Source organism: Microbacterium sp. WCS2018Hpa-23 (genome assembly GCF_031843845.1).
Taxonomy (GTDB): domain Bacteria; phylum Actinomycetota; class Actinomycetes; order Actinomycetales; family Microbacteriaceae; genus Microbacterium.
The window spans coordinates 651,827-670,889 of record NZ_JAVTIZ010000001.1; the positions used below are offsets into that span (position 1 = coordinate 651,827).

20 protein-coding genes are annotated in these 19,063 nt (G+C 66.8%); 17 read left to right on the forward strand and 3 right to left on the reverse strand.

The window, feature by feature from the left end; genetic code table 11:
• Positions 1-3: 3 nt before the first annotated feature.
• The gene (locus RQG77_RS03010) at positions 4-543 is read right to left on the reverse strand and encodes an NUDIX hydrolase (RefSeq protein WP_311243366.1); all 540 of its coding nucleotides are present in this window, start codon (positions 541-543) and stop codon (positions 4-6) included.
• A 154-nt stretch (positions 544-697) separates the two neighbouring features.
• Between RQG77_RS03010 and dapA the strand changes: the two genes are divergently transcribed.
• The 16 genes from dapA (at position 698) to RQG77_RS03090 (ending at position 16,036) form a co-directional block, all read left to right on the forward strand.
• Positions 698-1,675: a 4-hydroxy-tetrahydrodipicolinate synthase gene (dapA, locus tag RQG77_RS03015; protein WP_056308113.1), complete on the forward strand. Its 978-nt coding sequence runs from the start codon at positions 698-700 to the stop codon at positions 1,673-1,675.
• 68 nt (positions 1,676-1,743) lie between these two features.
• Positions 1,744-3,420 (forward strand): ribonuclease J, encoded by a 1,677-nt coding sequence (locus tag RQG77_RS03020; protein WP_056308111.1) that lies wholly within the window; start codon positions 1,744-1,746, stop codon positions 3,418-3,420.
• A 67-nt stretch (positions 3,421-3,487) separates the two neighbouring features.
• Positions 3,488-3,982 carry a GNAT family N-acetyltransferase gene (locus tag RQG77_RS03025; RefSeq protein ID WP_311243367.1) on the forward strand — a complete coding sequence of 165 codons (495 nt, stop codon included), beginning with the start codon at positions 3,488-3,490 and terminating at the stop codon, positions 3,980-3,982.
• An 82-nt stretch (positions 3,983-4,064) separates the two neighbouring features.
• A complete protein-coding gene (locus tag RQG77_RS03030; protein WP_311243368.1) occupies positions 4,065-6,776 on the forward strand; it encodes a DNA translocase FtsK in 2,712 nt (903 codons plus the stop codon).
• Positions 6,776-7,351, forward strand: coding sequence for a CDP-diacylglycerol--glycerol-3-phosphate 3-phosphatidyltransferase (gene pgsA, locus RQG77_RS03035; protein ID WP_311243369.1), 576 nt, complete (start codon positions 6,776-6,778; stop codon positions 7,349-7,351). The genes RQG77_RS03030 and pgsA overlap by 1 nt, the downstream gene beginning before the upstream one ends.
• Entirely contained in the window at positions 7,348-7,830 is a 483-nt protein-coding gene (locus RQG77_RS03040; RefSeq protein ID WP_311243370.1) for a CinA family protein, read from the forward strand. The genes pgsA and RQG77_RS03040 overlap by 4 nt, the downstream gene beginning before the upstream one ends.
• 141 nt (positions 7,831-7,971) lie before the next feature.
• Entirely contained in the window at positions 7,972-8,280 is a 309-nt protein-coding gene (locus tag RQG77_RS03045) for a helix-turn-helix domain-containing protein (protein ID WP_056509484.1), read from the forward strand.
• Between the two features lie 22 nt (positions 8,281-8,302).
• Positions 8,303-8,527, forward strand: coding sequence for a DUF3046 domain-containing protein (locus RQG77_RS03050; RefSeq protein ID WP_311243371.1), 225 nt, complete (start codon positions 8,303-8,305; stop codon positions 8,525-8,527).
• A 265-nt stretch (positions 8,528-8,792) separates the two neighbouring features.
• Positions 8,793-9,836 carry a recombinase RecA gene (gene recA, locus RQG77_RS03055; protein ID WP_056509487.1) on the forward strand — a complete coding sequence of 348 codons (1,044 nt, stop codon included), beginning with the start codon at positions 8,793-8,795 and terminating at the stop codon, positions 9,834-9,836.
• A 39-nt stretch (positions 9,837-9,875) separates the two neighbouring features.
• Entirely contained in the window at positions 9,876-10,814 is a 939-nt protein-coding gene (locus RQG77_RS03060) for a regulatory protein RecX (protein WP_311243372.1), read from the forward strand.
• Between the two features lie 83 nt (positions 10,815-10,897).
• On the forward strand, positions 10,898-12,445 hold the full coding sequence (gene miaB / locus RQG77_RS03065; protein WP_311243373.1) for a tRNA (N6-isopentenyl adenosine(37)-C2)-methylthiotransferase MiaB: 1,548 nt from the start codon (positions 10,898-10,900) through the stop codon (positions 12,443-12,445).
• A 14-nt stretch (positions 12,446-12,459) separates the two neighbouring features.
• A complete protein-coding gene (miaA, locus tag RQG77_RS03070; RefSeq protein ID WP_311243470.1) occupies positions 12,460-13,398 on the forward strand; it encodes a tRNA (adenosine(37)-N6)-dimethylallyltransferase MiaA in 939 nt (312 codons plus the stop codon).
• Positions 13,399-13,462: 64 nt separating this feature from the next.
• The gene (locus RQG77_RS03075; protein WP_311243374.1) at positions 13,463-13,990 is read left to right on the forward strand and encodes a dihydrofolate reductase family protein; all 528 of its coding nucleotides are present in this window, start codon (positions 13,463-13,465) and stop codon (positions 13,988-13,990) included.
• A 27-nt stretch (positions 13,991-14,017) separates the two neighbouring features.
• Positions 14,018-14,461 carry a GNAT family acetyltransferase gene (locus RQG77_RS03080; protein ID WP_311243375.1) on the forward strand — a complete coding sequence of 148 codons (444 nt, stop codon included), beginning with the start codon at positions 14,018-14,020 and terminating at the stop codon, positions 14,459-14,461.
• Between the two features lie 22 nt (positions 14,462-14,483).
• On the forward strand, positions 14,484-15,356 hold the full coding sequence (dapF, locus tag RQG77_RS03085; protein ID WP_311243376.1) for a diaminopimelate epimerase: 873 nt from the start codon (positions 14,484-14,486) through the stop codon (positions 15,354-15,356).
• Positions 15,356-16,036, forward strand: coding sequence for an HAD family hydrolase (locus RQG77_RS03090; protein WP_311243377.1), 681 nt, complete (start codon positions 15,356-15,358; stop codon positions 16,034-16,036). Before dapF ends, RQG77_RS03090 begins: the two co-directional genes overlap by 1 nt.
• A gap of 18 nt (positions 16,037-16,054) precedes the next feature.
• Here the strand turns inward: RQG77_RS03090 and RQG77_RS03095 are convergent, their stop codons facing one another.
• Positions 16,055-16,696: a methyltransferase gene (locus RQG77_RS03095; RefSeq protein WP_311243378.1), complete on the reverse strand. Its 642-nt coding sequence runs from the start codon at positions 16,694-16,696 to the stop codon at positions 16,055-16,057.
• 68 nt (positions 16,697-16,764) lie between these two features.
• Between RQG77_RS03095 and hflX the strand changes: the two genes are divergently transcribed.
• The gene (gene hflX / locus RQG77_RS03100) at positions 16,765-18,276 is read left to right on the forward strand and encodes a GTPase HflX (RefSeq protein ID WP_311243379.1); all 1,512 of its coding nucleotides are present in this window, start codon (positions 16,765-16,767) and stop codon (positions 18,274-18,276) included.
• 6 nt (positions 18,277-18,282) lie between these two features.
• Here hflX and RQG77_RS03105 read toward each other — a convergent pair whose 3' ends face one another.
• Positions 18,283-18,951 carry an SIMPL domain-containing protein gene (locus RQG77_RS03105; protein WP_311243380.1) on the reverse strand — a complete coding sequence of 223 codons (669 nt, stop codon included), beginning with the start codon at positions 18,949-18,951 and terminating at the stop codon, positions 18,283-18,285.
• Positions 18,952-19,063 lie beyond the last annotated feature (112 nt).

A 19,063-nucleotide genomic window follows, 5' to 3' on the forward strand; every position in this document is an offset into this window, starting at 1 on the left:
AGATCAGCGGAATCTGCCCAGACGGATGCCGGCGTGCGCGATCGCAGCGACGGTCTCTCCATCGGTGATCCGGCCCTCGGCGATCATGCCGAGCACGTCGGCGAACGGTACCCAGGTGACGGCGTCGATGCCCTCCTCTGCCTGGGTGTGCGTGGAATCGTCAGACGGAGTCAGGCTCCGAGCGAGGAACACGTGCTCGGGCGCGTGGGCGATCCCGTTCAGGGCGTTCATGGTTCCGAGTGACGTCCAGTCCTCTGCGACGAAGCCCGTCTCCTCGACGAGCTCGCGCTGCGCGGCCACGAGCGGATCCTCGCCATCGCTTCCTCCGGCGGGCACCTCGATCGAGACTCCCGTCGTGTAGCGCTCGAGCGTGACGAGGCAGACGCGGTCCTCGTCATCGAGCGCGACCACGAAGACCGCCGGATGCCGCATGGTCACCACCCCGTAGATTCCGTCGCCCCCGGGGCCGGTGACCTGGTCCTCCCGCACCTCGATCCACCGGTTCTCGTACACCGTCGACGACTCGCGTGTGACCCATGACATGGAGTCGAGCCTATGCGGATCCCCAGGATCGACGAGATCGCGGTCGGCGAGCTGGCCGGGCTGGTGCTCCGCGAGAAGATCGCGGTCGCGCGCGGAGATGTCATCGGCCGTCCCTCGTCTGGGTGAGCGGCACGCGAACCGATACGCTGGGGGCATGACGCACTCGGGCAACCCTTTCGGACAGGTTCTCGTCGCGCTCGTCACTCCCATGACGGCCGACGGCGAAGTCGATTGGCCCGCCGTCGAGAAGCACATCGATGATGTCATCACCGCCGGTGCTGACGGAATCGTCGTGACGGGAACGACCGGCGAGACCTCGACCCTGACGGACCCCGAGAAGCTCAAGCTCGTCGAGATCGGAAAGTCGGTCTCCGCCGGCCGCGCGAAGATCATCACGGGTGGCGGATCCAACGAGACCGCGCACGCGATCGAGCTGTACAAGGCCAGCGAGAAGGCCGGCGCCGACGGCATCATGATCGTCACGCCGTACTACAACAAGCCCACGCAGGCCGGCATCCTGACCCACTTCCGTCTGGTGGCCGACGCCACCGACCTCCCGGTGATCCTCTATGACATCCCGGGACGGACGGGCGTGCCCATCAAGTACGAGACGATCCTGCGACTCGCGAAGCACCCGAACATCCTCGCCGTGAAGGACGCCAAGGGCGACTTCTCCGAGGTGAGCCGCGTGCTCAACCAGACCGACCTGATGTACTTCTCGGGCGACGACGCGAACGTGCTTCCACACCTGGCCATCGGCGCGACCGGTCTGATCGGCGTGACCGCGAACATCGCCGCGACCCCGTACCGCACGATCATCGACGCCGTGAATCGCGGCGACCTCACCACGGCGACCGCGGAGCACAAGCGTCTCGAGCCGCTGGTGCGGGCCGTCATGACGCATGTGCCCGGCACCGTCGCGGCGAAGTACATCCTGCATGGACTCGGCCGAATCTCGAGCCCGCGCGTCCGTCTGCCGCTCGTCGGTCCTGAAGAGTGGGAGGCCGCCCTCATCGAGGACGAGCTCGATCTCGTGAAGGACGTCCCCGGCGCCGACTTCTCCAACTTCCGCCCCGACCGCAACGCGGCCGCGGGCGGCGCCCTGCCGAAGGTGCACGGCACCACTCGCTGACACCGGGCGCGGTGAGCCGCGCCACAACGAACGAACGGACGCGTCGAGTGTCCGACTGAGGAGACAGCATGTCCATCCCGCTCGCAGAACCCGCAGCACTCGACGAAGGAACGCTGCGGGTCACTCCGCTCGGCGGCCTCGGCGAGATCGGCCGCAACATGACGATCTTCGAGTTCGACGGCAAGATCCTGATCGTCGATTGCGGCGTGCTCTTCCCTGAGGAGCACCAGCCGGGTGTCGATCTGATCCTGCCCGACTTCGAGCCGATCAAGGGACGTCTCGACGACATCGTCGGCGTCGTGCTCACGCACGGTCACGAAGACCACATCGGCGCGGTTCCGTACCTGCTTCGTCTGAAGAGCGACATTCCCGTGATCGGGTCGGGGCTCACGCTCGCACTCGTCGAGGCGAAGCTCAAGGAGCACCGCATCAAGGCCTTCACCCTCACCGTGAAGGAAGGACAGCGCGAGCAGGTGGGCCCCTTCGATCTCGAGTTCGTCGCGGTCAACCACTCGATCCCGGATGCCCTGGCCGTCGCGATCCGCACGCCCGCCGGGCTCGTTCTCGCGACCGGCGACTTCAAGATGGACCAGCTGCCGCTCGACGGTCGTATCACCGACCTCCGAGCCTTCGCGCGCCTCGGCGAGGAGGGGGTCGACCTGTTCCTCGTCGACTCCACGAACGCGGATGTTCCCGGCTTCACGCCGACCGAGCGCTCGATCGGACCCGTGCTCGACCAGGTGATCGGCAAGGCTCCGCGCCGTGTGATCGTCGCGAGCTTCTCCAGTCACGTGCACCGAGTGCAGCAGGTCCTCGACGCGGCCCACGCTCACGGACGCCGTGTCGCGCTGCTCGGGCGGAGCATGCTGCGCAACATGACGATCGCCGAGGACCTCGGCTACCTCAAGGTGCCGAGCGGCCTGCTGATCGACTACAAGAAGGCGCGGGATCTTCCCGACGACAAGATCGTCTACATGTCCACGGGCTCGCAGGGTGAGCCGATGGCCGTGCTCAGCCGCATGGCCAACCTCGATCACGCGATCGAACCCGGCCCGGGCGACACCGTCATCCTGGCGTCGAGCCTGATCCCCGGAAACGAGAACGCCGTGTACCGCGTGATCGACGGCCTCACGAAGCTCGGCGCGAACGTGGTGCACAAGGCCAATGCCAAGGTCCACGTCTCGGGGCACGCCGCAGCCGGCGAGCTGATCTACTGCTACAACATCCTCAAGCCGAAGAACGTCCTCCCCGTGCACGGCGAGTACCGCCACCTGATCGCCAACGCGAAGCTGGCCCAGGACACGGGGGTCGAGGCCGAGCGCACGATCATCGCATCGAACGGCACGGTGATCGACCTGAAGGACGGCGATGCCCGGGTGGTCGGGCAGCTCGACCTCGGCTTCGTCTACGTCGACGGCTCCACCGTCGGTGCCATCACCGACGCCGATCTCAAGGACCGCCGCATCCTCGCCGAAGAAGGGTTCGTCTCGGTCATCGTCGTCGTGGATGCCCAGACCGGGCGGATCATCTCCGGCCCGGAGATCCACGCACGTGGCATCGCGGAGGACGACTCGGTGTTCGACGACGTGACTCCGAAGATCATCGCGGCGCTCAAGGAGGCCTCCGGCAACGGCGTCCGCGACACGCATGCGCTGTCGCAGGTCATCCGCCGGACGATCGGACGCTGGGTCAACCAGAAGCTCCGCCGTCGCCCGATGATCGTCCCCCTCGTCATCGAGGCCTGAGCGCAGCGGTCGCGCGTTCACAGTCGGACGACACCCGGCTGTAACGCGCGCACCGTAGGCTCTGGACATGTCCGACGCCTTCTCGATCAGGCCCGCCGCCCAGGCTGACGGGAGCTTCCTCGGCGACATGGTCGTGGAGGCTGCGAACTGGCGTTCGGGCGGAGCGCGGGCTCGTCACGAGATCCTCACCGCGACCGAGCATCGACGATACGTGGCCGGGTGGATGCGCCCCGCGGATGCGGGCTTCGTCGCGGTCGATTCCGATGACAGACCGATCGGGGCCGCCTGGTATCGGATGCTGTCGCAGGACGACCCGGGGTTCGGATTCGTCGGAACGGCGGTGCCGGAGCTCATCATCGGCGTGCAGCCCATCTGGCGCGCCCACGGTGTCGGACGTCTGCTGCTCCGCCGGCTCGTGACGCACGCACGAGAGCAGGGGCATCCGCGCCTCAGCCTGAGCGTCGAACGCGACAACTTCGCGCGGACGCTCTATCGGTCGGAGGGGTTCGTGGTCACGGACATCGGAGAAGTCCGCGACACGATGGTTCATCGGATGTCCTGAGCGCCGCCCTCGGACCCGGGCGAAGACTTCGGAATGCCGCGTCATTACGGGGAATGTCGGCCTCTGGTCGTAACGTGAGAGCATGGCCAGGAGTACCACGAAGTCAGCGCGCGCGTCCGAGAGCGCCACGCCTCGCCCGAAGAGGCAGGCCGCTCCAAAGGCTCAGGCTGCGCCGAAGAAGTACATCGACGAACTCGATAAGCCTCCCGTCGCTGTGCGCGCGTGGGCGGGTCTCGCCCACGGCGTCGGCGGACTCTTCCGCGCGTTCGGTCCCGAGACCCTCGAGAAGGACGATCGGCGCGACGGCTTCCCGTTCCTGCTCGTGTTGCTCGCGATCGCAGGCGCGGTCAACGAATGGTTCTTCATTGGCAACGAGGTCGCTGCCAACATCAGCGCCTACTCGGCGGGAATGCTCGTAGGACGCGTTGCATTCGTCCTTCCGCTGTTGCTCATCGTTCTCGCAGGGTGGTTGTTCAGACATCCCGCATCGGTGCACGACAACGGACGGATCGGCTTCGGGGTCGGCCTGCTATTGATCACGCTGTCCGGCTTCTGTCACGTCGCGGGCGGACAGCCGCAGCCGCAGCCGCAGATCACCGCGCTGAGAGATGCCGGTGGCCTATTCGGCTGGTTGATCGGGGAGCCCCTCTCGTACCTCACCCCCGTGGGCGCCTACATCGTGCTCGCCCTCCTCGCGGGGCTCAGCGTGCTGATCCTCACCAAGACGCCGCCGAACCGTATCGGCCAGCGACTGGGCGACCTGTACGCGTGGATGTTCGATGCCGAGCGCACCGAGAAGCCGACGAAGGATGCCGCCGCGATCGACGAGGCCGACAAGGTCGACGATCCTGATGTCCTGCCCTGGTGGCGGCGCAACAAGACCGGCCGTGAAGAGGACCCCGACGAGGGGACTCTCGGCTCCGACGACATCACCGCTCTGCTCACGACCTCCGAGCCGACTCCGGCCTACGACCAGGCCGTCGTCGTCGAAGACCCGTACGACGCCGCGACCGAGGTGCTCTCCGACGTCCGGTCGGTGACGGAGTCGCTGGCGGGGCAGCAGACGACCGCTCTCCTCGACGACGAGTCCGACACCGGCGAGGTTCCCGAGCTGCCAGGACTCGACGGCTTCGGAACCGACGGACCGGGGGAGCGGGGCCCTCAGGCGCCTGTGGCTCCGTACATCCTGCCCTCGCCTGGGTTGCTGGTCGAAGGACCACCTCCGGTTGCCCGCTCCGAGGCCACGGACAAGGTGATCGAGCAGATCACGAGTGTGCTGACGCAGTTCAAGGTCGACGCGAAGGTGACCGGCTTCTCTCGCGGTCCGACAGTCACGCAGTACGAGGTCGAGGTCGGGCACGGGGTCAAGGTCGAGAAGATCCTCCAGCTGAGCAACAACTTCGCCTATGCCGTCGCGTCCAACGACGTGCGCATCCTCTCGCCGATCCCCGGCAAGAGCGCCATCGGCATCGAGATCCCCAATGCTGACAAAGAGATGGTCGCGCTCGGCGACGTGCTGCGGTCTCCGGCTGCGCACAAGAGCACCCATCCGATGACGATCGGCGTGGGCAAAGACGTCGGCGGCAACATCGTCATCGCGAACCTCGCGAAGATGCCCCACCTGCTCGTCGCCGGTTCCACCGGATCCGGTAAGTCGAGCTTCGTGAACTCGATGATCACGAGCCTTCTCATGCGGGCACGCCCGACGGACGTCCGGATGGTCCTCATCGACCCGAAGCGCGTCGAGCTCACGAGCTACGCCGGCGTTCCGCACCTGATCACACCCATCATCACGAACCCGAAGAAGGCGGCCGAGGCGCTGCAATGGGTCGTGAAGGAGATGGACATGCGGTACGACGACCTCGCGTCGTTCGGCTTCCGTCACATCGACGACTTCAACCGCGCGGTGCGCGCTGGCGAGGTCGAGCTGCCGGTGGGGAGCGAGCGTGTGCTCAAGCCCTACCCGTACCTCCTCGTGGTCGTCGACGAGCTCGCCGACCTCATGATGGTTGCCCCGCGCGACGTCGAGGATTCGATCGTGCGCATCACGCAGCTGGCTCGTGCGTCCGGCATCCATCTCGTCCTCGCCACTCAACGACCGAGCGTCGACGTCGTCACCGGTCTCATCAAGGCCAACGTGCCGTCACGGCTCGCTTTCGCGGTGACCAGCGTCACCGACAGCCGCGTGATCCTCGACAGCCCCGGCGCCGACAAGCTGATCGGTCAGGGTGACGCCCTTTTCTCGCCGATGGGCTCATCGAAGCCGTTCCGTCTGCAGGGGGCGTGGGTCGACGAGAAGGAGATCGACGCGGTCGTCAAGCATGTGACCCGTCAGGCGCGCCCCGACTACCGTGCTGACGTGCAGGAAGCGATGGAGCCGGCCAAGAAGAAGGAGGTCGACGAGGACATCGGAGACGACCTCGAGCTCCTCCTCGCTGCCGCCGAGCTGATCGTGTCGTCGCAGTTCGGGTCGACCTCGATGCTGCAGCGCAAGCTGCGCGTCGGCTTCGCGAAGGCCGGTCGACTGATGGATCTGCTGGAGTCGCGCGAGATCGTCGGACCCTCGGAGGGATCGAAGGCACGCGATGTGCTGGCCACGGCCGAGCAGCTCCCGCAGGTCATGGCGAAGCTCCGAGGCGATGACGTCCCGGCGAAGCCGGCGGCGGCCACTCAGTCGGCCACTGCCGCGGGAACGCCGCACGATCCGGTCGAAGCCCAGTTCCAGGGGCTGCCGGTCGTCGAGGCCGACGGAGACGGCGACGAAGACGCCTGGGGCTTGACGGGGCGCGACTGATGGCGATTCCCCGGCAGCTTCCCAACGCGATCACCGTCGCGCGCATCCCGCTCGCGGTCATCTTCTTCGTCCTGCTCCTCCTCGGCGGAACGTACGGTGTCGACGACCTGGTGATGAGATGGATCGCGGCGGTGCTCTTCATCGTCGCGATCTCGACCGATTGGGTCGACGGCTACCTCGCTCGCAGGTACGACATCGTCAGCGACTTCGGCAAACTCTGGGATCCGATCGCCGACAAATTGCTCACCGGCGCGGGCTTCGTCGGTCTTGCGGTGCTGGGCGAACTGAATTGGTGGCTGGTCATCGTGATCCTGATCCGTGAGGTCGGCATCACCGTCCATCGGCTCATCGTCGCGAAGGAGCATGTGGTCGCGGCGGCCTGGATGGGCAAGGTGAAGACGGCGGTGCAGGCAGTCGCGCTCTCCTGGGCGCTTCTCCCGTTGCACGTGCTCATCGGACTCGGCCCCTGGATCATCGTGACGGCGTTCCTGATGATCGTCGTGCTGATCCTCACGGTGGCGAGCGGGATCGACTACATCGTCGCGCAGGTGCGAGGTTCTCGGCAGCCGTCGTGACCGCTGCGTCGGAGGCTCTCGACGAGCTGGTCGCCCGCGGATGGACCCTCGGGGTGGCGGAGTCGCTGACCGGCGGTGCCGTCGCGGCCGAAATCGTCTCCGTCGCCGGGGCGTCCGCGTCGTTTCTCGGTGCGGTGGTCGCTTACGCGACGCCGGTGAAGCACAGTCTGCTCGGAGTCGATGCTGACCTTCTCGCAGTGCACGGTCCCGTGCACCCCGAGGTCGCTCGGCAGATGGCCGACGGGGTCCGCAGTGCGGTGAGTGTCGACGGGCGTCGTGCCGACGTCGGAGTCGCGACCACGGGGATCGCCGGACCGGAGTCGCCCGACGGTCAACCGGTCGGCACCGTGCACATCGCCGTCGTGACGCCGACCGCATCCGTCACCGAGCCTCACGTGTTCCCCGGCGATCGCGCCGAGATCCGTGCGCAGGCGGTCGACGCCGCGCTCGCCCTGCTCGTTCGACTCGTGCGGGAATAGGTGGGCGATGAGTTCCGTTGTCATCGATGTGCTCACACCGAAAGCACAGCGTGCGAAGGTAGATTTTGTGAAGGTCGGTAGGACTAGACTGGCGGTCTCCTCGAGGGAGACCTCGAGAAGACGATCTGGGAGGAGGTTCCGATGATTCTTGTACGACAGGAAATCGGCGATGTGCTGAGGGACTTCCGCCTGCAGAAGGGGCGTACGCTCCGGCAGGTCGCAAGCAAGGCCTCTGTGGCGCTTGGCTACCTCAGTGAGGTGGAGCGGGGCCAGAAAGAGGCATCGAGCGAGATCCTCGCTTCCGTGGCGGACGCACTCGACGTTCCCATCTCGATCATCATGCGCGAGGTCGGCGATCGTATCTCCGTCCTCGAGGGCATCCAGGTGTTCCCGGACGTCGTTCCCGACGACCTGGTCGCCTCGATCGAGCCCGAGCTCTCGCTCCACTGAACGTCGAGGGTTCCCGCTCTTCATGCGTCGCAGTGAGTTTCTCCGCGCCGTAGACGCGGAATTCGGAGGCCGGGGTTCGTCTCTCGTCAGCGACCTCGTCCTGACGGAGCTTTCGGGACGCACCGCCGACGAGGCTCTGGATGCCGGTCTCCCGCCGCGCGACATCTGGCTCGCGCTGTGCGCAGAGACGGACGTGCCACTCGAGCGCCGTCATGGCGCCGGGCGCCTCGAACCCCGCAAGAAGTGAGGGTTTGACGCGTTCGACGCGTCCAGTCTCCCGACACGCCGATCCGGCGTGTCATCGAAGATGTGTTCGAAAAGGGCGTAGTCTTCTGCACAAGTGGTTCAGAGATCTTGTTCTCCCTGATTCCTGGTGCTGACGACTCAATGTCCGAGGTGCCTCGTACGGTGAAGACAAGCCGAAGAGCCATACGCCTTGTCGGAGAGTTCCGCCCAGCCGGGAGGACCGCGACAGCCTACAGGCGGCACCACGCGAGCATAAGGAGCCCGTCATGCCATCACCCGCTGACCGCGAGAAGTCCCTCGAGACCGCACTCGCCCAGATCGATCGCCAGTTCGGAAAGGGTTCCGTCATGCGACTGGGCAGCGACGAACGCGCCCCTGTCGCGGTCATCCCGACCGGCTCCATCGCCCTCGACGTCGCTCTCGGCGTCGGTGGCCTCCCGCGTGGCCGCATCGTCGAGATCTACGGGCCCGAGTCCTCGGGTAAGACGACTCTCACACTGCACGCGATCGCCAATGCCCAGCGCGCCGGTGGTATCGCTGCCTTCATCGATGCCGAGCACGCGCTCGACCCCGACTACGCAGCCAAGCTCGGTGTCGACATCGATGCCCTCCTCGTCTCGCAGCCCGACACGGGTGAGCAGGCACTCGAGATCGCCGACATGCTCGTTCGCTCCGGTGCCATCGACCTGATCGTGATCGACTCCGTGGCGGCTCTCGTGCCGCGCGCAGAGATCGAGGGCGAGATGGGCGACTCGCACGTGGGTCTGCAGGCTCGACTCATGTCGCAGGCTCTGCGAAAGCTCACCGGTGGGCTCAACCAGACGAACACCACGATGATCTTCATCAACCAGCTGCGCGAGAAGATCGGCGTCTTCTTCGGATCGCCGGAGACGACCGCCGGCGGAAAGGCGCTGAAGTTCTACGCGTCGGTCCGCATGGACATCCGACGCATCGAGACGCTGAAAGACGGCACCGACGCGGTCGGAAACCGCACCAGGGTCAAGGTCGTCAAGAACAAGATGGCTCCGCCCTTCAAGCAGGCCGAGTTCGACATCCTGTACGGCGTCGGCATCTCGCGCGAGGGCAGTCTGATCGACTTCGGTGTCGAGCACGGCATCGTGAAGAAGTCCGGATCCTGGTACACCTACGACGGCGATCAGCTCGGCCAGGGCAAGGAGAACGCCCGCACGTTCCTGCTCAAGAACCCGGACATCGCACTCGCGATCGAGACCCAGATCAAGCAGAAGCTCGGGATCGGCGGCGCCGTCGAGGCTCCCGCTGACGAGCTCGCCGAGCGTCGCCCGGCGTGATCATGACGGTTCGAGGTCGTTCCGCGATCGGAGTGGGCCATGAGTGATGACGGGGGCGGGCGGGATCAGCTCGCCCCCGTCATCCCGTTGTTCGGCCATAACGCCTCGCGCGAGCGTCCGGCCGGCAGAGGCTCGGCGAACGCGACGGAGCGAACGGCGCCCGAGTCGCCGGAGGGCGGTCGCTTCGAGCGGCACGCCTCCGCGGATGCCGGGCTCACAGCCTCTGGGCGACCCAGTGGAGATGGGCCCGCCCCAGCGGATGACGCCGCGGCGTGGAACTCGACGTGGGGTGACGCCGGGCCGAAGACAACCGTGACCCCGGCAGCGTCGATCGATTCTCGCGATCCGAGCGACCGGCATCCGGCGCGCGGAGCGGCGGCACGGTCTGCGCCGCGGTTGCGGGCGCTGCACCCGCAGAGCGACCTCGACGGTGACGTCGGGGGTGGGGTCGACCCGGCACGCGTACGAGAAGCCGCAGAGGAGCTGCTGGTGAGAAAGCTGCGCTCTCGGTCGCTCTCGATCTCAGAGGCACGGATGGTTCTCAAAGGGTATGAGCAAGACGGCACCCGTCTCGATTCCGGTGCTGTAGATGACATCCTCGACGATTTCTGTCGAAGAGGGTATCTGGATGATGCTCTGCTCGCCGGTCAGCTCGTCACGTCGGGCGTCGAGCGAAAGGGGCAGGGCCGTGTCGCTCTGTCCAGGGCTCTCGCGCAGCGGGGAATTCCCCGTGACGTGGTCGACGCAGCGCTCGACGACCTGCCGGACGACGACGCCGAGCGCGCGCTCGAGTATGCGCGCACCAAGGCGCGGGGGCTGTCACGTCTCGACGGTGACACAGCGCTGCGGCGCCTTGTCGGTCAGCTCTCCCGCCGGGGTTACAACGGCTCGGTCGCGATGACCGCGGCGAAGTCCGCTCTCGCGGAGGCAACGTTCGGGAGGCCGACGTCCGGTGTGCGTTTCGTGGACTCCGACTGAGGCCGACCGCCTGATCATCGATCTCTGCGACACATCGCTTCGCCGCTGACCGTGGCCGGATGCGCTCGTAGAATGGTGGAACCATGACTATCCCGCGCAGTGAGCCGACGATCATCAGTTCGTCGTCGGCAGCAATCGACGCCGACGGACGCAGCCGCTCCTACGAGGTGCGCACCTTCGGATGCCAGATGAACGTCCACGATTCCGAACGGCTGTCTGGGTCACTCGAGAGCGCAGGCTACGTCCGCGCCGCAGCGGGCGACGAGGCCGATGTCGTGATCATCAACACGTGCGCGGTGCGAGACAACGCCTCGGGAAAGCTCTACGGCACCCTCGGTCAGCTCGCAGGGGTCAAACGCCGCAAAGACGGCATGCAGATCGCCGTCGGCGGATGCCTCGCCCAGATGGACAAGCAGGCCGTGCTCGACAAGGCCCCTTGGGTCGATGTCGTCTTCGGCACCCACAACATGGGCTCCCTTCCGGGGCTCCTCGAGCGCGCGCGTCATAACGGCGATGCCGAGCTCGAGATCCTCGAATCGCTCGAAGTGTTCCCCTCGACTCTCCCGACCAAGCGGGATTCTGCGCACAGCGGCTGGGTCTCCATCTCGGTTGGGTGCAACAACACGTGCACCTTCTGCATCGTGCCCAGCCTCCGAGGCAAGGAGAAGGATCGCCGCCCCGGCGACATCCTGAACGAGATCCGCTTGCTCGTCGAAGACGGCGCCATCGAGGTCACGCTGCTCGGACAGAACGTCAATTCCTATGGAGTCGAGTTCGGCGACCGACAGGCGTTCGGAAAGCTGCTCCGCGCCGCGGGCGAGATTGCCGGACTGGAGCGTATCCGCTTCACGAGCCCACACCCCGCGGCCTTCACCGACGATGTGATCGACGCGATGGCTGAGACCTCCAACGTCATGCCTCAGCTGCACATGCCACTACAGTCCGGCAGCGACAGGATCCTCAAGGCGATGCGCCGCTCCTACCGGAGTGAGAAGTTCCTCGGGATTCTCGACCGGGTGCGCGACCGCATCCCGAACGCCGCGATCACCACGGACATCATCGTCGGGTTCCCCGGCGAGACCGACGAGGACTTCGAGGACACGATGCGTGTCGTCGAGAAGGCTCGCTTCTCGAGCGCGTTCACCTTCCAGTACTCGATCCGCGAGGGCACGCCGGCGGCGACGATGGAGGACCAGGTCCCCAAGGCCGTCGTGCAGGAGCGGTACAACCGCCTCATGGCGCTCCAGGATCAGATCTCCCTCGAGGAGAACCAGAAGCAGGTGGGCCGCGAGGTCGAGGTGCTGGTCTCGACGGGCGAGGGCAAGAAGGATGCCGAGACACACCGCCTCACCGGTCGTGGCGAGGACAACCGCCTCGTCCACTTCGAGGTCACTGCAGGCTCGGCGGTGCCGCGCCCTGGTGACGTGGTCTCGGTGACGATCACCCACGCCGCACCTTTCCACCTTCTCGCGGACGATCCGACCGGAGCGCCCCTGCGGATCCGCCGTACCCGCGGCGGAGACGCCTGGGATCGGGCGCAGGCGGATTCGTGCGCTGTTCCTGCCCCGAGCACCGGAGACGGCCTCCGCGCTGTCTCCCTCGGCCTGCCGACGCTTCGCGTCGGCGTGTGACCGCAGCTCCTCGTATGAGCGTGTCGGAGGCGCGTGGAGTTCGTCGATCGCCACGCCTGTGGGCCATCGTCGGCGCGACGGGAACGGGCAAGAGTGACCTCGCTCTCGACCTGGCCGAGACGCTGCGCGAGAGAGGCAACCCCGCGGAGATCGTGAACGCGGACGCCATGCAGCTCTACCGCGGCATGGACATCGGTACGGCGAAGCTCGCGCCGAGTGACCGAAGAGGGATCCCGCACCACCTCTTCGACGTCCGCGAGGTCGACGAGGACGCCGCGGTGGCCTGGTACCAGCCTCTCGCCCGCGCCGCTGTCACGGGCATCCAGGAGCGCGGTGGGGATGCGATCCTCGTCGGCGGCTCGGGTCTCTACGTCTCCAGCATCGTCTTCGACTTCGCATTCCCCCCGCGCGACCCGGTTATCCGCGAGCGCCTCGAGCGAGAGCTCGCGACCGACGGCATCGGTTCTCTGCTCGAGCGGCTCAGAACCCTCGACCCCGCAGCAGCCTCGAAGGTGGATCCTCGGAACGGCCGGCGCGTCATCCGCGCGCTCGAAGTCCTTGAACAGGGGAGCGCGACACACGGCGCTGCGCTGCCCGAGCAGCCTTCTCTCTGGCAGACCGACACGCGACTGATCGGTCTGCACGTGGACCGCGGCGCCCTGGTCGACCGACTCGACGCTCGAGTGGACAGGATGTGGGAGGTCGGGCTCGTCGACGAGGTGAGGGCGCTGCGTGAGCAGGGGCTCGAACGTGGTGCGACGGCTCCGCGGGCGATCGGATATGCCCAAGCTCTCGGAGAACTCGACGGGCGACTGACCCGTGCCGAGGCGATAGAGGAGACGCAAGCACTCACGCGCCGGTACGCCCGCCGCCAGGTGTCGTGGTTCAAGCGCTACCCCGGACTGACCTGGCACGAACCGCCTGTCGACGCCGCCGCGCTCCTCGCGACGTGATGTGCGTGCGCCGCCACGTCCGCAACCAATGCTCGATGTCGGTGGTCGATGAGAGGGTGAAAGCATGGCCACTCACTTCTACACGGCAAGCAGCCTCGACGGCTTCATCGCGACCGACCAGCATTCGCTCGACTGGCTCCTGAAGCAGGACATCGACCACGACGGCCCGATGGCCTACGCAGCATTCGAGAAGACGATCGGCGCTCTCGCGATGGGTGCGTCGACCTACGAGTGGGTCATGCGACACGAAGACGGGCGTTGGGGGTACACGCAGCCCACCTGGGTCTTCACGCACCGTGCCCTCGATGTGCCGGAGGGCGCCGCGATCCGCATCGCACAGGGCGACGTCGCGGATGTCCACGGCGAGATGGTCGACGCGGCGGACGGCAAGGATCTCTGGGTCGTCGGTGGGGGAGACCTGGCGGGGCAGTTCGCGGATGCGGGCCTGCTCGACGAGGTGTGGGTGCAGTACGCACCGGTCACACTCGGGTCCGGGGCGCCGCTCCTTCCGAGACCCGTAGATCTCGAACTCATCGACGTCGCGCGCAACCGCAACTTCATGTGCGGACGATATCGCGTGGTGCGTGGCTGATGCGGCATCGATCCTAGAATTGCAGGCATGAGCTGGGCGGTGCGGGCGTTCGATCGCGGCGACACGGAATCGGTGGTCGCACTGTGGGACGAGGCGGGGCTCACCCGTCCGTGGAACGACCCGCGACTCGACATCGAGCGCAAGCTCACGGTGCAGCCCGATCTCTTCCTCGTGGTCGAAGATTCTTCGTCAGGCAAGGACGAGCCGACGATCGTCGGGTCGGTCATGGCCGGATACGACGGCCATCGCGGGTGGCTGTACTACCTGGCGACTGCCACATCGCACCGGCACCGGGGGATCGCCCGCGCGCTCGTCTGCGAGGCCGAGCGACTTCTTCTCGCGCTGGGGTGCCCCAAGGTGCAGCTCATGGTCCGCGAGGGCAACGACACCGTGCTGGGTCTGTACGACGCCCTCGGGTACGAGCGGTTCTCGGTATCGAACACGGGAAAGCGTCTGATCGTCGACGCATAGCCGGGATCTCTAGACTGGTCGAATGGTCGCATTCACCAAAGGACACGGCACGGGCAACGATTTCGTCATCATCGCCGACCCCGACGGCGCTCTCGATCTGAGCGCTGAGCAGGTCTCCGTGCTGTGCGACCGACACTTCGGCATCGGGGCAGACGGCGTCCTCCGCGTCGTGCGCTCCGCCGCGATCGCCGACGGCCAGGCATCGCTCGCTGAGGAGCCCGACGCCGAGTGGTTCATGGACTACCGGAACGCCGACGGGTCGATCGCCGAGATGTGCGGCAACGGAATCCGTGTGTTCGCGCACTACCTCGTGCGGTCCGGCCTCGCCACCATCGAACCCGGATCGACGCTTCCGATCGGCACCCGCGCGGGAGTGCGTGATGTGACGCGCAGTGAGACGGGCTACCAGGTCGATCTCGGGCTGTGGAAGCTCTCCGGCGACGACCCGCTGGTCACGGCCGACGGCCTTCCGGTCACACGCCCCGGGTTGGGCATCGACGTCGGCAACCCGCACGTCGTGGTAGCTCTCGCATCCGAAGCCGAACTGGCCTCGCTGGAGCTGCACCGCGCGCCGGCGCTCGAACCGGTGCTTCCTGCAGGAGCCAACGTCGAGTTCGTCGTCCCCGGCGAGCCGCTCGTGCGCGATGGGATCGGTCACGTCAGCATGCGCGTGTCCGAACGCGGTGTCGGAGAGACGCTCAGCTGTGGCACGGGTGTCGCGGCCACGGCTCTCGCCGTCCGCCATTGGGCAGGTGAGAAGGCTCCTCACAACTGGCGCGTCGAGGTGCCGGGAGGCACTCTCGGGGTGCGTATGTTCCCGGCGGAGGACGGCGAGCACGTCGCGCTGTCCGGGCCCGCCCAGCTCGTGTTCAGCGGCGAGGTCGACCTGATCTGATGCGGCCGATCGAACCGATCGAGCCGATCGACCTGGTCGAGCCGATCGACCTGGTCATCTTCGACTGTGACGGAGTCCTCGTCGACAGCGAGAGGCTCTCGATCGAGGTCGACCGTCGGGTCCTCGCCGATCTCGGCTGGCCGCTGTCGCGAGAGCAGATCCTGCACCGCTTCGTGGGACGCTCGTCCGTGCACTTTCGCGCCGAGGTCGAGGCATACCTCGGCCGACCGCTCCCGGACGACTGGGAGACGCCCTATCAGCCCTGGTACGTCGACGCGTTCGAGCGCGATCTGACGGCGGTGCCGGGAGTCGAGGCTGCGCTGGATGAGATCCGGGTCGCGACGTGCGTCGCATCGAGCGGGACACATGCGAAGATCCGACGGACGCTGGGATTGACGGGACTCCTCCCGCGCTTCGAAGGTCGGATCTTCAGCGCAGACGACGTCCAGAACGGCAAGCCCGCTCCGGACCTCTTCCTGCACGCGGCCGAGCAGCTCGGTGTAGTACCGAAACGATGCGCGGTGGTCGAGGACAGCCGTTTCGGTGTCCAGGCCGCGTGCGCTGCGGGGATGCGGGTCTTCGGCTACGCCGGCGGGCTCACTCCAGCCGACTGGCTGGAGCGAGAAGGAGCGACCGTCTTCACGGACATGCTCCAGCTGCCGGGGCTGATGCGCCGGTGAGCAGCATGCCGCGGTCGGTCAGACGAGCGTGATGGGCTCGGTCGGAGGGGTGCCGTGCCTGCGGACCTTCAGCACCCGGTATCCCTTGGCCGTCGCAGTCCGGTGGACGCTGAAGCCGGGGTGGAACGTCGCGCCGATCCATCGCTGGAGTGAATCCGCGCCGAGATTGCGCTGCACGACGAGCCAGGCGTCGCTGCGCTCATCGAGTCGGGGGATCCACTTCTCGAGCAGTCCGTGCAGTTCGTTCTTGCCGACGCGGATCGGCGGGTTCGAGCGTATCGACCGGAACGTGACGTCGGCGGGAACATCCTGAGGCAGGGATGCGTTGACATTAGTGAGACCGAGAGCCGAGGCATTGCGACGAACCAGGTCGAGTGCTCGTTCGTTCACATCCACGGCCCACACCGTCGCATGAGGCGCGGCGAGTGCCATCGACAGCGTGATCGGCCCCCACCCGCTTCCGAGGTCGAGAAGATGACCTCCCGGCGGTACGGGAGGCATGTTTGCGAGAAGGACGGCAGTACCGGCATCCAGCCGATCCGGGCTGAAGACGCCACCAGCGGTGGTGAGGTCCAGCTCACGGCCTGCGAGCGTCACATGGATCGATCGCAGGTTCTCGGGGCTTGCCGGGGCCGCGGTGAAGTAATGGTCGGACCCCATACCGTGAGCGTAGCGGACAGCGCGGGCTAAGGTTAAGGCTCGCAACAAAACCCAGAGATAAGGGACGGATGACGGAGACCACCACACACTCCACCGGTGACGAAGCAGTCGATCGCGTGCTCGCGAATGCGGAGAAGCGCACCGAAGCGCGTGTCTTCGGTGACGCGCAGGCGCTGCAGGATCGATCGACGGCGTCTCACGCGTCGTCGGACGGCGACCAATGGGACCTCGAGGATCGTCATGCGCTGCGGCGCGTGGGCGGTCTCTCGACTGAGCTCGAAGACGTCACCGAGGTCGAGTACCGCCAGCTGCGGCTCGAGAACGTGGTGCTCGTCGGTGTATACCCGCAGGGCGCCCAGGAGGATGCCGAGAACTCGCTCCGGGAGCTCGCCGCTCTGGCCGAGACAGCGGGAGCGGTCGTGCTCGACGGCGTGCTGCAGCGTCGCCCGCACCCGGATGCCGCGACCTACATCGGACGCGGCAAGGCTCAGGAGCTCAAGGACATCGTCGCCGCCACGGGTGCCGACACGGTGATCGCCGACACCGAACTCGCGCCCAGCCAGAGGCGCGCCCTCGAGGACGTCGTCAAGGTCAAGGTCATCGACCGGACCACGGTGATCCTCGACATCTTCAGCCAGCACGCCAAAAGCCGTGAGGGCAAGGCTCAGGTCGAGCTCGCGCAGCTCGAGTACCTGCTCCCGCGTCTGCGCGGCTGGGGCGACTCGATGAGCCGTCAGGCCGGTGGCCAGGTCGGCGCCGGCGGTGCCGGTATGGGCTCACGTGGCCCCGGTGAGACGAAGATCGAACTCGACCGTCGCCGCATCCGCACCAAGATGGCGCTTCTGCGGCGTCAGATCCGCGACTTCGGTCCGGCCCGAGAAGCCAAGCGCGCCGAGCGCAAGCGCAACACGATCCCATCTGTCGCGATCGCCGGATACACCAACGCCGGCAAGTCGAGCCTGCTCAACGCGCTGACGAGCGCGGGTGTGCTGGTCGAGAACGCTCTGTTCGCGACGCTCGATGCGACTGTGCGCCGCTCTGAGACCTCGGACGGTCGCGTCTACACGCTCACGGACACGGTCGGGTTCGTGCGCAACCTCCCGCATCAGCTCGTCGAGGCCTTCCGGTCGACGCTCGAAGAAGTCGGTGACGCCGATGTCGTGCTGCACGTGGTCGACGGCGCGCACCCGGATCCCGCCGGTCAGCTGCAGACCGTACGCGACGTGATGGGTGACGTGGGTGTGCGAGACATGCCTGAACTGGTCGTGTTCAACAAGGCCGACCTCATCGACGACGACGAACGACTCGTGCTGCGCGGACTCGAGCCGAAGGCGCACTTCGTCTCGTCGCGATCAGGTGAAGGCGTCGAGGAGCTGCGAGCAGCCATCGAGGAGGCGCTTCCGAAGCCTGCGGTCGAGGTGCACGCGGTCGTCCCCTACGACCGAGGCGATCTCGTCGCCGCGATCCACGAGACCGGGATGCTGCTCTCGGTGGAGCACCAGGAGAACGGCACCGCCGTGCATGCTCGGGTGTCCGAGCGTCTGGCGGCCGACCTCGCCCCCTACGCAGCGGACGCCTGAGCCGCCTCAGCGCGCGAGAAAGCGTGCCTCGACGGTGGCGGAGATGACGATCTCGTCCGGCTCGTACTCCATCGATGCGTTGCCGGCATCGGCGGACGCGAGCGCGGATCCTCGTGCCTTCGCCATGCCGGCGAACGGCGGCGCGGGCGTCGGGGCGATCAGTCCGACATCCGCGATCTCGATCGGCACGACGTCACCGAGTCCGAGGGCGGTCGCGTACGCCTGAGCTCGCGCGACGGCCACCCCGACCGCCTCGGCGGCGACCTCGCGCTCGATCCGGGAGGTCGTCTCAGGGGTGAGGTGCCAGTTGACCCAGCCGACTTCGACACCGTCCCAGGGCGACACATCCGACACCCAGATGGAGAGCTCGGATGCCTCGGCGAACGTCGCGGTCAGGTCGATGCTCGCGTAGTACACCGGGGCAAGCCTCTTGCCCTCGTTGTTCCATGGCCGCTCGGCGCGAACCGAGAGGCGCTTGCTCGTCCACTCGACGACGGTTTCGGCGTCTTTACGCGTGATGATGCTGTCGCGGACAGGTTCGGCCAGTCGCATCACCCGGTCGACCACAGAGGCACGTTCCGGCCCCTCGGCGCGGACGCTCACACGAATGGTGGCGCGCTCCGGCGCGACGCGCGCCTCGTGCTCGCCGCGGACGGTGACGGTGACTTCGCTCATGGGGCGACTCTACGCCAGCGCCTCGCGCACGAGCGGAATGGCGAAGCCGCGACGAACGTTGTAGTCTGTGATGCTCGGGTACTCCGGTTCCCGGGTTGGAAATTCCACAGAG

Excerpts from the sequence above, each read along its gene's own strand:
- RQG77_RS03010 (WP_311243366.1), bottom strand. The coding sequence starts at position 543 with ATGTCATGGGTCACACGCGAGTCGTCGACGGTGTACGAGAACCGGTGG.
- dapA (WP_056308113.1), top strand. The coding sequence starts at position 698 with ATGACGCACTCGGGCAACCCTTTCGGACAGGTTCTCGTCGCGCTCGTC.
- RQG77_RS03020 (WP_056308111.1), top strand. The coding sequence starts at position 1,744 with ATGTCCATCCCGCTCGCAGAACCCGCAGCACTCGACGAAGGAACGCTG.
- RQG77_RS03025 (WP_311243367.1), top strand. The coding sequence starts at position 3,488 with ATGTCCGACGCCTTCTCGATCAGGCCCGCCGCCCAGGCTGACGGGAGC.
- RQG77_RS03030 (WP_311243368.1), top strand. The coding sequence starts at position 4,065 with ATGGCCAGGAGTACCACGAAGTCAGCGCGCGCGTCCGAGAGCGCCACG.
- pgsA (WP_311243369.1), top strand. The coding sequence starts at position 6,776 with ATGGCGATTCCCCGGCAGCTTCCCAACGCGATCACCGTCGCGCGCATC.
- RQG77_RS03045 (WP_056509484.1), top strand. The coding sequence starts at position 7,972 with ATGATTCTTGTACGACAGGAAATCGGCGATGTGCTGAGGGACTTCCGC.
- RQG77_RS03050 (WP_311243371.1), top strand. The coding sequence starts at position 8,303 with ATGCGTCGCAGTGAGTTTCTCCGCGCCGTAGACGCGGAATTCGGAGGC.
- recA (WP_056509487.1), top strand. The coding sequence starts at position 8,793 with ATGCCATCACCCGCTGACCGCGAGAAGTCCCTCGAGACCGCACTCGCC.
- RQG77_RS03060 (WP_311243372.1), top strand. The coding sequence starts at position 9,876 with ATGAGTGATGACGGGGGCGGGCGGGATCAGCTCGCCCCCGTCATCCCG.
- miaB (WP_311243373.1), top strand. The coding sequence starts at position 10,898 with ATGACTATCCCGCGCAGTGAGCCGACGATCATCAGTTCGTCGTCGGCA.
- miaA (WP_311243470.1), top strand. The coding sequence starts at position 12,460 with ATGAGCGTGTCGGAGGCGCGTGGAGTTCGTCGATCGCCACGCCTGTGG.
- RQG77_RS03075 (WP_311243374.1), top strand. The coding sequence starts at position 13,463 with ATGGCCACTCACTTCTACACGGCAAGCAGCCTCGACGGCTTCATCGCG.
- RQG77_RS03080 (WP_311243375.1), top strand. The coding sequence starts at position 14,018 with ATGAGCTGGGCGGTGCGGGCGTTCGATCGCGGCGACACGGAATCGGTG.
- dapF (WP_311243376.1), top strand. The coding sequence starts at position 14,484 with ATGGTCGCATTCACCAAAGGACACGGCACGGGCAACGATTTCGTCATC.
- RQG77_RS03090 (WP_311243377.1), top strand. The coding sequence starts at position 15,356 with ATGCGGCCGATCGAACCGATCGAGCCGATCGACCTGGTCGAGCCGATC.
- RQG77_RS03095 (WP_311243378.1), bottom strand. The coding sequence starts at position 16,696 with ATGGGGTCCGACCATTACTTCACCGCGGCCCCGGCAAGCCCCGAGAAC.
- hflX (WP_311243379.1), top strand. The coding sequence starts at position 16,765 with ATGACGGAGACCACCACACACTCCACCGGTGACGAAGCAGTCGATCGC.
- RQG77_RS03105 (WP_311243380.1), bottom strand. The coding sequence starts at position 18,951 with ATGAGCGAAGTCACCGTCACCGTCCGCGGCGAGCACGAGGCGCGCGTC.